Annotated in this window: 13 protein-coding genes; 6 read left to right on the top strand and 7 right to left on the bottom strand. The window is 46.0% G+C overall.

Annotated elements, in window-relative coordinates; translation table 11 throughout:
- Window positions 1-504 precede the first annotated feature (504 nt).
- Window positions 505-1887, top strand: coding sequence for a Na+/H+ antiporter NhaC family protein (locus Q4Q52_RS05470; RefSeq protein ID WP_006081571.1), 1383 nt, complete (start codon window positions 505-507; stop codon window positions 1885-1887).
- Window positions 1888-2198: 311 nt separating this feature from the next.
- The gene (locus Q4Q52_RS05465; protein WP_311990024.1) at window positions 2199-3533 is read left to right on the top strand and encodes a glutamine synthetase family protein; all 1335 of its coding nucleotides are present in this window, start codon (window positions 2199-2201) and stop codon (window positions 3531-3533) included.
- 157 nt (window positions 3534-3690) lie between these two features.
- On the opposite strand, the gene efp is transcribed toward Q4Q52_RS05465, so the two are convergent.
- From efp to Q4Q52_RS05435, 6 genes are all read right to left on the bottom strand, one after another.
- Complete coding sequence (gene efp / locus Q4Q52_RS05460) at window positions 3691-4251, bottom strand: elongation factor P (protein ID WP_006081573.1); 561 nt, start codon at window positions 4249-4251, stop codon at window positions 3691-3693.
- Window positions 4252-4296: 45 nt separating this feature from the next.
- The gene (gene earP / locus Q4Q52_RS05455) at window positions 4297-5475 is read right to left on the bottom strand and encodes an elongation factor P maturation arginine rhamnosyltransferase EarP (protein WP_311990023.1); all 1179 of its coding nucleotides are present in this window, start codon (window positions 5473-5475) and stop codon (window positions 4297-4299) included.
- Window positions 5476-5587: 112 nt separating this feature from the next.
- A complete protein-coding gene (fldA, locus tag Q4Q52_RS05450; protein WP_006081576.1) occupies window positions 5588-6115 on the bottom strand; it encodes a flavodoxin FldA in 528 nt (175 codons plus the stop codon).
- Window positions 6116-6169: 54 nt separating this feature from the next.
- The gene (ybfE, locus tag Q4Q52_RS05445; protein WP_006081577.1) at window positions 6170-6442 is read right to left on the bottom strand and encodes a LexA regulated protein; all 273 of its coding nucleotides are present in this window, start codon (window positions 6440-6442) and stop codon (window positions 6170-6172) included.
- 10 nt (window positions 6443-6452) lie between these two features.
- Window positions 6453-6674 carry a DUF2788 domain-containing protein gene (locus tag Q4Q52_RS05440; protein ID WP_006081578.1) on the bottom strand — a complete coding sequence of 74 codons (222 nt, stop codon included), beginning with the start codon at window positions 6672-6674 and terminating at the stop codon, window positions 6453-6455.
- 101 nt (window positions 6675-6775) lie between these two features.
- Complete coding sequence (locus Q4Q52_RS05435) at window positions 6776-7552, bottom strand: alpha/beta fold hydrolase (RefSeq protein WP_311990022.1); 777 nt, start codon at window positions 7550-7552, stop codon at window positions 6776-6778.
- Between the two features lie 297 nt (window positions 7553-7849).
- On the opposite strand from Q4Q52_RS05435, the gene seqA reads away from it, so the two are divergent.
- Entirely contained in the window at window positions 7850-8392 is a 543-nt protein-coding gene (gene seqA, locus Q4Q52_RS05430) for a replication initiation negative regulator SeqA (protein WP_311990021.1), read from the top strand.
- 82 nt (window positions 8393-8474) lie between these two features.
- Window positions 8475-10127, top strand: a complete 1653-nt coding sequence (gene pgm, locus Q4Q52_RS05425; RefSeq protein WP_311990020.1) for a phosphoglucomutase (alpha-D-glucose-1,6-bisphosphate-dependent) — start codon at window positions 8475-8477, stop codon at window positions 10125-10127.
- A 110-nt stretch (window positions 10128-10237) separates the two neighbouring features.
- On the opposite strand, the gene msrA is transcribed toward pgm, so the two are convergent.
- On the bottom strand, window positions 10238-10717 hold the full coding sequence (gene msrA, locus Q4Q52_RS05420) for a peptide-methionine (S)-S-oxide reductase MsrA (RefSeq protein ID WP_006087174.1): 480 nt from the start codon (window positions 10715-10717) through the stop codon (window positions 10238-10240).
- A 342-nt stretch (window positions 10718-11059) separates the two neighbouring features.
- Here msrA and astE point away from each other — a divergent pair, with 342 nt between their 5' ends.
- Both astE and Q4Q52_RS05410 read left to right on the top strand, forming a co-directional pair.
- Window positions 11060-12094 carry a succinylglutamate desuccinylase gene (astE, locus tag Q4Q52_RS05415; RefSeq protein ID WP_311990019.1) on the top strand — a complete coding sequence of 345 codons (1035 nt, stop codon included), beginning with the start codon at window positions 11060-11062 and terminating at the stop codon, window positions 12092-12094.
- A gap of 162 nt (window positions 12095-12256) precedes the next feature.
- A complete protein-coding gene (locus Q4Q52_RS05410; RefSeq protein ID WP_006081586.1) occupies window positions 12257-13435 on the top strand; it encodes a thiamine pyrophosphate-dependent dehydrogenase E1 component subunit alpha in 1179 nt (392 codons plus the stop codon).

Here is a 13435-nt window from a genome sequence, read left to right as displayed (position 1 = left end):
GAAATGCATTTTCAGTGGTTGACGGCTATTTCGTTTTATTTGTTTGTCCTATAAATCTTAGTAGGGGAAAAGTGTATTTTAGCAAAAGCTTAATGATTGATTTTTAATCACAGTTCCTCGATAAGATCAACTTATGCAAGCTGTATATGACCTTGTGATAAATAGGCATATTTATTGAATGCTTATTAAGCTGAGAGGATCATAAACGGTTTCGTTGCGAGTGAGTTAAAAGACTTTAAAGTCATGATGTTATATTGATTTTGTTTGCAGCCGTTAAAATTATTTTCAATCAAGTTAAATTTATAGTTGACTCAATATTCGATGCGCTTTATTTTCTGCGCGATGTTTTTGGCAAGGCACCTCAGATAGCAAGCAATTTGCGGGTTTTATCTTCAGGGTTAGTCATCATGAAGCAGCTGTGTTGACGTTCTGAATCATGTTGATTTCAGACGTTATTCTAAAACCATTTGCCTTTTAGGCGATTTATTTAGAGGACCTAAGTGCATGTCTGAACCGACAGCGTTAAGTCTCATCCCACCTTTGGTGGTATTGGTGTTAGCTATTTGGTTACGCCGTCCCATTTTATCTCTGATCATAGGTGCGGTAACCGGTTTCCTGTTACTCGATCCCAGTCAAGTCTTAAACAATTTTGCCAGTGTGTCATTGAAGGTCATGGCCGATGAAACCATAGGTTGGTTGATTCTGGTGTGTGGTGGTTTTGGTGCGCTGATTGCGCTTTTGGTCCGCACTGGCGGCGCATTAGCGTTCGGTCGTAATGCACTGAGATTTGCTAAGGGACCCAAATCTTCATTGTTGATGACGTTTATTCTTGGGATCGTGATTTTTATTGATGATTATCTCAATGCGCTGACCGTGGGTGAAACCATGAAGCGTGTAACGGATAAATTTAAAGTGTCCCGTGAGATGCTCGCCTATGTTGTGGATTCCACTGCCGCGCCTGTGTGCGTGTTAGTGCCATTATCGACTTGGGCAGTATTCTTTGGTGGGTTATTGGTCGATAACGGTGTGGCGGCCGAAGGTCAGGGCATTGCTGTCTACATGCAAGCGATTCCTTACATGCTTTACGCTTGGTTAGCCGTGGCTATGGTGCTACTTGTAGTACTCGGCATAGTGCCTGCCATTGGTCCGATGAAGACTGCGCAGCTGCGCGCCGCCCAAGGCGAGCCAGCAGAAGCCCAGGTGGATTTCGACCAAGTGCAAACCTCGGATGAGTATGCGGTTAAAGCCATAGAAGAGGAATTTAAGCACGCCGATAATCATGGCAAGCTGCATAACTTTTTAGTGCCGATTGGTTTGTTAGTGGCTTTTACCGTGTACTTTGATATCGACGTGTGGAAAGGCTTGCTGGCGACTTTAGTCATCACTATCCCTTATTATGCTGTGCAGCGTTTGATGCCGTTATCCGAGATGATGGACCAGATGATTGATGGCTTTAAGAGCATGTTACCGGCGATTAGCACTGTGATTGCGGCATTTGTGTTTAAGGACGTATGCGATCAGTTATTACTGCCGCAGTACGTGATTGAATCCTTAAGCCCGTTTATGACGCCTAAATTGCTGCCTGCAGTGGTGTTTTTATCCATGGCGATCCTCGCGTTTGCGACGGGTTCGAGCTGGGGCATTTTTGCGGTGACCATTCCTATCGTTATGCCATTAGCGCAATCGGTGGGCGCGGATATCCCATTAGTGATTGGTGCCTTGTTGTCGGCATCATCATTTGGTAGCCAAGCGTGCTTCTACTCAGATTCAACCGTATTGGCCGCCCAAGGCTCAGGTTGTAACTTAGTGAGCCATGCTGTGACTCAGTTGCCTTATGCGCTGATCGCCGCTGTACTGGCGTTTATCGGCTTTATTGTGATTGCGTAAACTAAGTCACTATTGAATTAGTCACTGTTAGAATAAGAAACCAGCTGCGGCTGGTTTTTTTATATCTGCCGTCATTGGGTTCAGCGGTTGAAGTGGGGAAAAGGCGAGTGGAGGGTGGCTAGGCTTGAACTAGGATAACCGTGATTACACTCTTAAATGAAGACGCTCAGCTGATGTCAACTTATATTTTACGGTATTGTCATTTATATTTTACACATTTCATCGTTGCCATGTAGCTTTTCAAATCAAAGCCTGATTATACTTTGCATCCTTCATGGTGTTATTTTCAACATTAGTGGCAAACGAATCAAATGGACTCAACCCTTCTTACTGCGTTTTTCCAGCACGGCACAATACGTGATGTCGAATGTTTATTCCCTGATATCTCAGGCTATCCAAGGGGGAAGCTCATGCCAGCCCGAAGCTTTGCTCAGAGTGCTGAGTTACGTATTGCCCAAGCGATTTCGATGCAGGCGATTACCGGTGAGTATTCCTACGATCCAATTTTCCCCGATGCCGATCCTGATCTGTTACTCGTCCCCGATTACAGCACCCTAAAAATGATCCCGTGGAGCACAGTGCCGCGCGCATTTGCCATCCATGACTGTGTGTTGCTCGATGGCAATTTATGCCCATTTGCGCCGCGCTCCATTTTAAAAAATGTGTTGGCCCGTTACCAAGCCCTTGGGTTAACGCCCGTGGTGGCCCCTGAGATTGAGTTTTATCTGACTGAAGCCAATACCGATCCGAGTGAGCCGTATCAGGCGCCCATTTCAAAAAGTGGCCGAGCTGAAAACGGTCAATCTGCGTTTAGTATGAATATGCTCAATGAACTCGCGCCATTTTGGGATGAGTTTAATGCCGCCATCGATGCGATTGGGATTAAAGGTGATACCTGGATCCATGAGATGGGGCTATCGCAATATGAAATCAACTTAGTGCATGGCGATCCGCTGGCCTTAGCGGATCAAGCTTTTATGTTTAAATACGCGGCGAAAGAAATCGCCATTAAACATGGCTTGAACGCGATTTTTATGGCGAAACCCATAGCAGGCCAACCCGGCAGTTCTATGCATTTACATCAAAGTGTCGTGGATGATAAAGGCAACAATATTTTCAGCCATGCAGATGGTAGTGACACTGAACGTTTTCACCATTACATCGGCGGATTACAAAAGTATCTACCTGATTTAATGTTGTTATTCGCACCCAATATCAATTCATTCCGACGTTACATTTCCGGCAGCCAAGCGCCGATTAATTTGAGCTGGGGCGTAGATAACCGCACCACAGGCTTACGTGTGCCATTGAGTGCTCCAGTGGCGCGACGGGTTGAGAATCGCATTGCGGGCGCCGATGCCAATCCGTATTTGATGATTGCGGCCTCATTGGCTGCGGGACTTGCGGGAATGGAAGAAAAACTATCCCCAAGCGCGCCAGAAACCGGTAGCGCTTATGAGAGCAGCCATGACTTAGCGCAGACATTTCTGGCTGCATTAACGCAAATGCGCCAAAGTGATTCGGCAAGGCGTTTACTCGGGGATGATTTTGTCACGGGTTTTGTGTCGGTGAAGGAGATTGAGTTTCAAAGTTATTTGAGTGAGATAGGTGCTTGGGAGCGACGTTTCTTAGGGCCGCAATGCTAGCGCTTAATTGCTGAGGGGATGTTGCTGGATAACGCTTTATTTCCTTGAGTGACTCAACATCCCACAAATAGATCCCACAAATCACGCGACTAAAAAACAGCAACAAAAAAGCCAGTGCAAGCACTGGCTTTTCTTCGTCTGGAAACGAGAAGGGCGATTAAACGCGCTTCTTGAATTCGCCAGTACGAGTATCGATTTCAATCTTGTCGCCAACTTTCACGAAGTCAGCAACAGTAACAGTGCCGCCGCCAGTGATAGTTGCAGGCTTCATCACTTTACCTGAAGTATCGCCACGAGCTGAAGGCTCAGTGTAGATCACTTCACGTACGATAGTGGTTGGCATTTCAACAGAGATAGCTTTGCCATCGTAGAAAGTCACTTGGCAAGTTTCTTCCATACCGTCAACGATATAAGCCGCTGCATCACCTAAGTTTTCAGCTTCTACGTCGTATTGGTTATATTCTGCATCCATGAATACAAACATAGGATCAGCAAAGTAAGAATAAGTACAATCAAGACGATCTAGGATGATGTCTTCTAACTTATCTTCACCTTTGAAAGTCGTTTCAGTACCAGAGTTAAGCAGTAAGTTTTTCAACTTTAACTTAACGATAGCAGCGTTACGGCCAGAACGAGTTGTTTCAGTTTTCTGCACAACCCATGGGCTGCCATCTAACATGATCACGTTACCAGGACGGATTTCATGAGCAGTTTTCATTACACTATTTCCTATATTTAGATTTTTCTGTTTTCGCGCAGTATCTTAGCTGTTTTTAACGAACTGAACTAGTCGAGTAGCGAGATCTGCAGCATTTAATGCATTAATTGGCCATTGTTTAGCATGGTGCAACAAGGGCAAATTAACAGGATTAAGGTTTTGCCAGTGAAGGCTCACGGCAGATTGCTGTGCTTGGTTGAACGCAAGATTCAATTCAGACCAATAACAAGCAATTTTAGGTGGCAGATTATCGCAGTAAAGTTTGAGAAAAGCTTCTAATTTTACGAGGTGATAATCATCTTCTTGGGGATAAATGTGCCAAATGAAGGGTTTTGCGGCCCATTGGGCGCGTAAAAAGGAATCTTCACCGCGGACGATATTAAAATCGCAGCTCCAGAGCAGACGATCAAACCCCTGTTGGTCTGTCATGGGTAAAATATGCAGGGTTAAATTGCCATGATTTATTTGCTGACCCGGTACTAGCGCGGCAATATCACAGGGCAGTAACTGCGTCAGACTGTTTAAGCTGCGACCCTTGGGGATTAACGCATGAATTTTCTCGGCCGATTGCTGCCATAACTCGCATAACGCCGGGAGTGCCTCGGTCTCATAGCTAAAGATGCTAATCACAGTATCTTGAGCCTCAATCCCCTTAAGACCTAGCTGACTAAAAAGCTGTAATTTGTTAGCTGAGTTAGCTTGCCAAGCATCGCGCTCGGCAAACAAATCTTGCTCGCAGATGAGCCCACCGGTTTTTGCGCCAAAGCCTGGGAAGTAAAAATACTTCTTTAAACCATTGGCTTGTAATGAAGGCAAACCATGGCAGCCTTCGACCCAATCCTCAGCGCTTAAATATTCTAAATTCAACCAGATAGGCACAGATTCGGGGGCGTTCTGATGTAAATATACCAACTGCGCTTTTACCTGTTCGGGTAATTCACAGGCAAAGGCTTCGATGAGTACTTCCCCTGCGACAAACGCTACGGGTAAAGGCTTAGTCCAATGAAGAATATTCACACCATTGAAGCTTTGAGCGGTTTTTAGTGGATCGAGTGTCGGTAATATGTGCGAGAAGCTTGCGAGGTCGTCGACCCACAAATTAACGGGAATCTGGTACTCATTAGCCATTTGTTTGGCTAAACGCCAAGTGACGCCAATATCGCCATAGTTATCGACGACGGTACAAAAAATATCCCAATGAGTGGAGCGGGGTGTGTTGGTCATGAGTGTGGTAAGTCGTTATTCTTATTTACAACAAGTAGATAATTGAAACAAGTAGAAATATAAGCATAAAAAAAGCGGCGTTAAGGCCGCTTTAATCGAATAGTTAGCCCAATTAGTCTTCTAATTCAGCTAAGCACATTTCTTCGTAAATTTGCTTAACCCAAGCATCGACACGCTCTTCGGTCAGCTCTGGCTGACGATCTTCATCGATACCTAAACCAATAAAGTGGTCGTCATCAACTTGACCTTTAGAGGCTTCGAAGTTGTAGCTTGCAGTTGGCCAGTGACCAATGATGATACCACCACGCGCCTGAACGATATCGCCAACCATGCCCATGGCATCAAGGAAATACTCAGCGTAGTCTTCTTGATCACCACAACCAAAAATAGCGACAAGTTTGTCAGTAAAATCAATTTGCTCTAATTCAGGGAAGAAATCGTCCCAGTCACATTGAGCTTCGCCGTAATACCAGGTTGGGATGCCGAACAGCAGCAAGTCATACTCTGCAATCTGTTCTTTGGTACTTTTGGCGATATCTTTCACCTCAACCATTTTTTTACCCAGTTTTTTCTGGATCATCTTGGCTACGGCTTCGGTGTTACCTGTGTCGCTACCGAAAAAAAGACCTACAGTTGCCATTGTCTATCCTTTAATGTCTAGTTCACTTATTACGTTAATCTTGCTGGTACTCGTTCAGCACTCAACTTGTTGCTGAAGAATTAATTCGATTAACTGGCTACGGCTGATGTTACTGGCCAATGCCTGCTCATTCAAGGCGTCATACAAATCTTGTGACACCTTTAACTCTATTCGCTTTAATCCGTTGGCTTTATCGCGCTGGATTTGATTGCGTTTGTTGACCTTAAGCTGCTGGCTACGGGACAAAGGATTACTTCGTGGGCGGCCCCGGCGCTTTTCATTGGCAAAAAGGTCAATGGTGGTTCTGTCTGTCGCTTCTTTTGCCATGTTCTTATTGTTAACCGATCCCTGAGCCTTCCCAAGTGATCTGGATAATACCTTTTACAATAAACCCGGCGCAGCCGAGAAATAACACTAACCAAACAATAAATCGACCAAATTTCGGCACGTTACCTTGTTTAAGCACATCGTGGATGGCCATGCCGATAAAGAAAAATATCGAGGCAAAAAACAGGTTCAGGCCGATGGTTTCAATTTGTTCCATGTACTGAGATAACATACTTTCTTAGTCCTTGAGAGTGTTCTAAGGCCAAAAGAGGCGCGAATATATCACAACAAGATGGCGGCTGCCATATGCTTTCGGTCGAGTTTGCTGCTGATTTACATTGAATGTTTGTCAATAAATTCAGACACGATCCGGTTAAAAATGACGGGTTTTTGTGCATGCAACCAATGACCACATCCTTCAAGTGTTTTTGCCTGTGCCGCGGGGAATTGCGCCATGATAGCGCTTCTGTGCTCGCTAGTGACATAATTTGAGTCGCCGCCGCGAATAAACAGACTTGGTCCAGCATAGCTTTGTACTGGATTTGGCGTCTGATTTTGCCAGCCAATAATATTAGGATAACAAGCCTTTAGGCCACTTAAGTTCATTTTCCAACGAAAGCCAGTATCAGTGCGTTGTAGATTTTTGAGTAAAAATTGTGCCGTCGCTTCGTCAATACCATTGTCTATTAAGTGGTTTAGGGCAAAGCGCCTGTCGGTATGGCCTTCTAAGGGCAGACTTTCTAATGCAGTAAACACTGTGTCGTGTCTTGGCTCATAGGCGACGGGGGCGATATCGGCTGCCACCATGCTGATAATGCGCTCTGGATGAGCTAACGCTGTCGCCATGGCGATTTTACCGCCCATGGAGTGACCCACTATATGGGCGCGTTCAATAGCCAGTTCGTCGAGTAATGCAACCATGGCCGTGGCGAGGCGAGGGTAATCCATCTCATCCCAATGCTCACTTAAACCATGATTGGGCACATCGACACGAATAACCTGATACTGGCTTTCTAATACTTGCCCTAGGCCTTTGAGGTTATCTAGGTTGCCGAACAAGCCGTGGATCAAGAGTACTGCGGGTCCTTGGCCTGTAGAAACAAAGTTCATGGTGATTCCTGTTGAATATGTTTAGCTTAACGTGGCGCGAATTGTGCCCTTAATGCCGTTGGCTTGACAAGTCAGTTGCTACTTTAGCGTATATGCGGCGATTAACTTGGGCGCTTTTTCGGCAATTGTCGATTATCTGCTAGTTTGCTGTGCTATTTCACGCATTTTTAGAATAATGGCGCTTTATCAGATTGATAGACATGGATACACTGGTAACCGATCGCAATGATCTGCCCCGATCGCTGTGGTACACTTTTTTCGGTTAAGCCTGTCGAATAACAAAGGATAATTAAGGTTATGAAATATATCGAAGTTGATGAAGAGCTCTATCGTCATATTGCCAGCAAAACAGAACGTATTGGTGAGAGCGCCTCTGACATTCTTCGTCGATTACTCGGCCTTTCCGTCGATGCGGTCGAACATCCTCAGCCTTTGGCGATAAGCCAACCAAGTTTAGAGGCTGAGCCGATTCAAGCTGTGGCGGTGCAAGCTGCACCTGCTGTGAATGACTTCAGTCGCTTAGTCGATGAACATCTGTTATCGCAACAAAAAGGCGCGGTAGGGCGTTTCCTCTTTTTGCTCGAAAGTCTGTATCAATTAGCCCCAGAGCAGTTCTCGCAAATTCTGCAGATCCAAGGGCGCGATCGTTTGTATTTTGCCCGCTCTAAAGAGCAATTACTGGAAGCGAGCGCATCGGCGAATCCTAAAGAGATCGGTACCAGTGGTTTCTGGGTAACAAGCAACAACAATACCGCCAAGAAACGCACCATTTTATCCGAAGTCTTAGTGCAATTTGGCTGTGATGCAACGGTTGCTGCGGGCATCGCCGAGCGCGTTTAATCCGCGGGCGAGCCATTTAATCAGTCATTGAGCTAAGTTTAATCATTGTTTTTAATTGTAATTGAGTGCAGGAGAGCCATAGGTGGCAATACATCAAAGGGCAGGACAAATCGCTAATCAGACGGATCTGGTCAATATTCCAAAACTGATGAGCCATTATTACAGCATCACGCCAAATATGGATGACGTACAACAACGCGTCACCTTTGGCACTTCTGGGCACAGAGGCTGCGCTTTTAATGGCAGTTTTAACCAACAACACATTTGGGCGATTACCCAAGCTGTGGTGGATTATCGCCAATCGGTGAATATTAATGGGCCGTTGATCCTCGGTATTGACACCCATGCGTTATCCTACGCCGCTTATTTATCGGCCATTGAAGTGCTGGCGGCAAATAAAGTCACAGTGCATATCCAGCAGAATGATGGTTTCACGCCAACGCCTGTGGTGTCCCATGGGGTGATTTGCGCCAATCGCGAAGCAAATATCACAGGTGCGGCACTGTCCGATGGTTTGATTATCACGCCTTCCCATAATCCGCCTCAAGATGGCGGGATCAAATACAATCCACCCCATGGCGGACCTGCCGAAGGTAATATCACGGCTTGGATTGAGTCGCGTGCTAATGATTACTTACGCCAAGCGTTAGCTGGCGTGCAAAAATTAGCGTATGCCGAAGCGCTGGCCTCAGGCTATGTCAACGCCATTGATTTGGTAACGCCCTATGTGGCTGATTTAGAGAATGTTATCGATATGCAGGCGATTGCCAACGCTAAGCTGCGTATCGGTGTTGACCCGCTCGGTGGTTCAGGGATTTTCTACTGGGCACCGATTGCCGCGCGTTATGGGCTCGATATCACCTTAGTTAATGATAAAGTTGACCCAAGCTTTAGCTTTATGCCGTTGGATAAAGACGGCAAAATCCGCATGGATTGCTCTTCTCCCTATGCGATGGCTGGGTTACTCGCCCATAAAGAATCCTTTGATTTATGCCTTGGTAACGATCCTGACTATGACCGCCACGGCATTGTCTGCCCTGATACAGGCTTGATGGACCCTAATCACTACCTTGCGGTCGCTATCGATTATTTACTGACGCACAGACCGGATTGGAGCGATAGCTTAGCCATAGGTAAAACCTTAGTATCGAGTGCGCTTATCGATAAAATCTGTGCTTTCCATGGCAAAAAGTTACTCGAAGTGCCTGTGGGTTTTAAGTGGTTTGTTGATGGTTTAGCCGAAGCCACCATCGCCTTTGGCGGTGAAGAGAGCGCTGGCGCGGCGTTTTTGCGCCGTGATGGCACTACGTGGTGTACAGATAAAGACGGCTTTATTCTAGGGTTACTTGCCGCAGAAATTCTTGCGGTGACAGGTAAAACTCCAGGTCAACGCCATCAAGAGCTAGTAAAACAGTTTGGCCAAAGCTTTTATAAGCGTATCGATAGCCCAATCAGTCTTGAAAACAAGGCCAAATTTGCGTTATTAAATGCTGAAACCTTAAATGCCACAGTGCTTGCGGGTGAGGCAATCGAAAACGTGTTAACCCATGCACCGGGCAATAATGCTGCCATTGGTGGCATTAAAGTGACTACGGCGAATGGTTGGTTTGCGGCGCGTCCATCGGGCACGGAAGCGTTATTTAAGATTTACGGCGAGAGTTTTATCAGTGAGCAGCATCTAGCTGAGATCATCAAAGATGCGCAGGCATTAATTGATAAGGCGCTGAACGCTTAATGCAGCAGTAGGTTTATAAAGTATCAAAAAAAACGCACTTAGTTTTGAGTGCGTTTTTGTTTGTGTCTAATGTCAGTTATGAGTATTTTCTCATGCTGATTTGACCGTATTTAGTATTCGATATGACAACTCGGTAAGTTATTCTTATCAATGTAATTTTGGTGATATTCCTCAGCCACATGGAACTGTTGCAATGGCACTATTTCAGTCACGATATGGCGTAATCCCCAACGACCTGAGCGGGCAAAAGCTAATTTTGAGGCTTCTGCCGCGGCTTTTTGTTCGCGGTCATGGAAGAAAATCGTACTGCGGTATTGAGTGCCTATATCTCCACCTTGCATGTTCAGACTGGTTGGATTGTGGTTTTTCCAAAATACCTCGAGCAAGTCTTCATAACTGACCAGGGCAGGGTCAAATTCCACTTGTACCACTTCGGCGTGGCCAGTTTTGCCTTTTTTGACTTCTTCATAGGTGGTCGCGCTATTATTGCCGCCCATGTAACCGCAGGTGGCATTCGATACGCCGTTCACTTGTCTAAAAAAATACTCTACGCCCCAGAAACAGCCGGCACCAAAGGTTGCTAACGCCATAATTAAATCCAATAGAAGTCTAGATGGCTAAGGATTGTGATAAAACTCGCGCGCAAAAGCAAGCCTCTAGCAGGAATATTTATGCAGGACGATTTTTCGATAAGATGATTGGAAATTTACACTCGGCATAGCAAAGCGCCGCGTTGATCTTATTCCGTTCAAAACTGGGTCCTATGGCGATAAATGTCTGAGAACAGCATTAAAAACATGTGTTAGTATTGAAGCCGCTTTTTAAGGTGCGAGTAAGCCTAACCGCGGTGAGATGAATGCTTGAGTGGTTATTGCTATCTGCACTGATGCTATTGCGCCGTTACTGTTACACACCATTATAAGGAGAATTCTGTGTTACAAGCTCTGTTAGATTCAAAGGATTTTTTAGCGCTCACCTTAGCCCATCCTGAACAGTTCGATGGCGAGTTTTCATTTAGCTTAGGCGACCATACCCAAGTTGAAGTGTGGGATACTGGCGTTATCGTTTTTGAGCCCGCCCAGAATGAAGGAAAAGATGTTGTCCTTTCTTGCGGTGTTCACGGTAACGAGACCGCGCCCATTGAACTCTGCAATGGCTTAATTAAGCAGCTTTTACAGCAAAAGATCATCGCGAAACAGCGCACTTTATTCCTGATTGGTAATCCATTAGCGATTAATAACGGCACGCGGATTATCGATGAGAACATGAATCGTCTCTTTAGTGGTGAGCATTCCAATCCTCCGGGATTAGTCAATCCTGAGCGAGTGCGCGCCAAAAAACTCGAAGCCTATGTCGACCGTTTTTATACCGCGGCTGCCGATGGTCGTCAGCGCATTCATTATGATCTGCACACGGCGATGCGCGCCTCGAAGCATGAAAAGTTCGCTATCTATCCCTATCGTCCAGGGCGTGCCTTTAGCGGCGAGCAAATCATGTTTTTAGCCGCTAGCGGCGTTGATACGGTTCTTTTTCACCACGAACCGACCACGACCTTCAGCTATTTTTCCTCCGAACACTACGGCGCCGATGCCTTTACCATTGAGCTTGGCAAAGTCTATCCCATGGGGCAGAACGACATGACGCGTTTTATCGCGACCCATGAAATGTTTATGCGCTTGATCACCGCTAAGCCGTTGGAGCTGGATGCATTTGATGCCGATAAGGTTAACTTGTATCAAGTGTGCCGCGTCATCAATAAACATTTCGATGATTTTGAATTTACCTTCGCAACTGATGTCGAAAACTTCAGATCTTTCCCGAAGGGCTTTGTTTTAGCGCGGGAAGGTGGGCAAGAAATTAAAGTGGAACATGAGTTTGAGTCTGTCGTGTTCCCTAATGCCAAAGTGCCTATTGGCAATCGCACTGTGATTTGCCTGATCCCTGCGGTGAATGCGGACGTGCGTTAGGCTTGTAAAGCAATATATACATGCGGAGCAGGGATAACTTGTGGTTTGAGCTATGCCAATGGTTGATAGGTAGTTTACGTTAACGTAATGTTCGTCGGGCATATTCGTATAAACAGACGCATCAAAACGCTTTGGTGCGTAATGAGATAACAAGAGCACAATATGAGCAAAGCAACACTCAACACTGATACAGTGCACCGTGTCGGCTTCTTGGATAAGGCATCGCTACACATTCCTATCCTTCGAATTCTACAAGCCGACGGCACCACTTATGAAACCGCGGTTTTGCCTGTGATAGATGAAACCTTAGCCACTAAAATTTACGATACCTGTGTATTCACTCGGGTACTCGATGAACGTATGTTAGGTGCCCAGCGCCAAGGGCGCATCAGCTTCTATATGACCTGTACGGGTGAAGAAGCGGCGATTGTCGGCAGTGTGGCCGCTCTCGATCAAGAAGACGTTATCCTCGCGCAATACCGTGAGCATGCGGCGTTGCGTTATCGCGGCTTTACTACTGAACAGTTTATGAATCAGATGTTCAGTAACGAGAAAGATCTCGGTAAAGGTCGCCAAATGCCCATTCATTACGGCAGTGCGGCATTGCATTATCAAACGATTTCTTCACCCCTTGCGACACAAATCCCGCAGGCGACGGGTGTGGGCTACAGCTTAAAAATGCAAGGTAAGCGCAAAGTCGCGGTTTGCTATTTTGGCGAAGGCGCTGCATCGGAAGGGGACTTCCATGCCGGTCTAAACATGGCCGCAGTATTGAAGTGTCCAGTGATTTTCTTCTGTCGTAACAATGGCTACGCCATTTCAACCCCAACTGAAGAGCAGTTTGCTGGTAACGGTATTGCGAGTCGCGGTGTGGGTTATGGCATGCACACCATTCGTGTTGACGGCAATGACATGCTGGCCGTGTTAGCCGCAACGCAGCAAGCTCGCGCCTATGCGATTGAGCATAATGCCCCTGTGCTGATCGAAGCCATGACTTACCGTCTCGGCGCGCATTCATCATCAGACGATCCATCAGGTTATCGCTCGAAAGATGAAGAAGCCAAGTGGCAGCAACACGATCCGGTCAAACGCTTCAAATTATGGCTTATCAACAAAGGTTGGTTAGCTGAAGCGGATGATGTGAAACTGCATGAGAAATATCGTGAAGAAGTATTGGCTGCGGTAAAAGTGGCTGAAAAAATTCCTGTGCCTATGCTGGATGAAATTATTGAAGATGTGTACGACAAGCCGACGCCTGTGCTGAAAAAGCAACTCGCCGATCTTAAAGAACATATCAAAAAATATCCGCAAGCCTATCCAAAAAGTGCAGGGAGACTATAA

Origin of the sequence: Shewanella sp. SP1S2-4 (assembly GCF_031932075.1) — a bacterium.
GTDB lineage: Bacteria > Pseudomonadota > Gammaproteobacteria > Enterobacterales > Shewanellaceae > Shewanella > Shewanella baltica.
The sequence above is the reverse complement of the archived record's forward strand: the minus strand, read 5'-3'. Positions and strand labels throughout refer to the sequence as shown.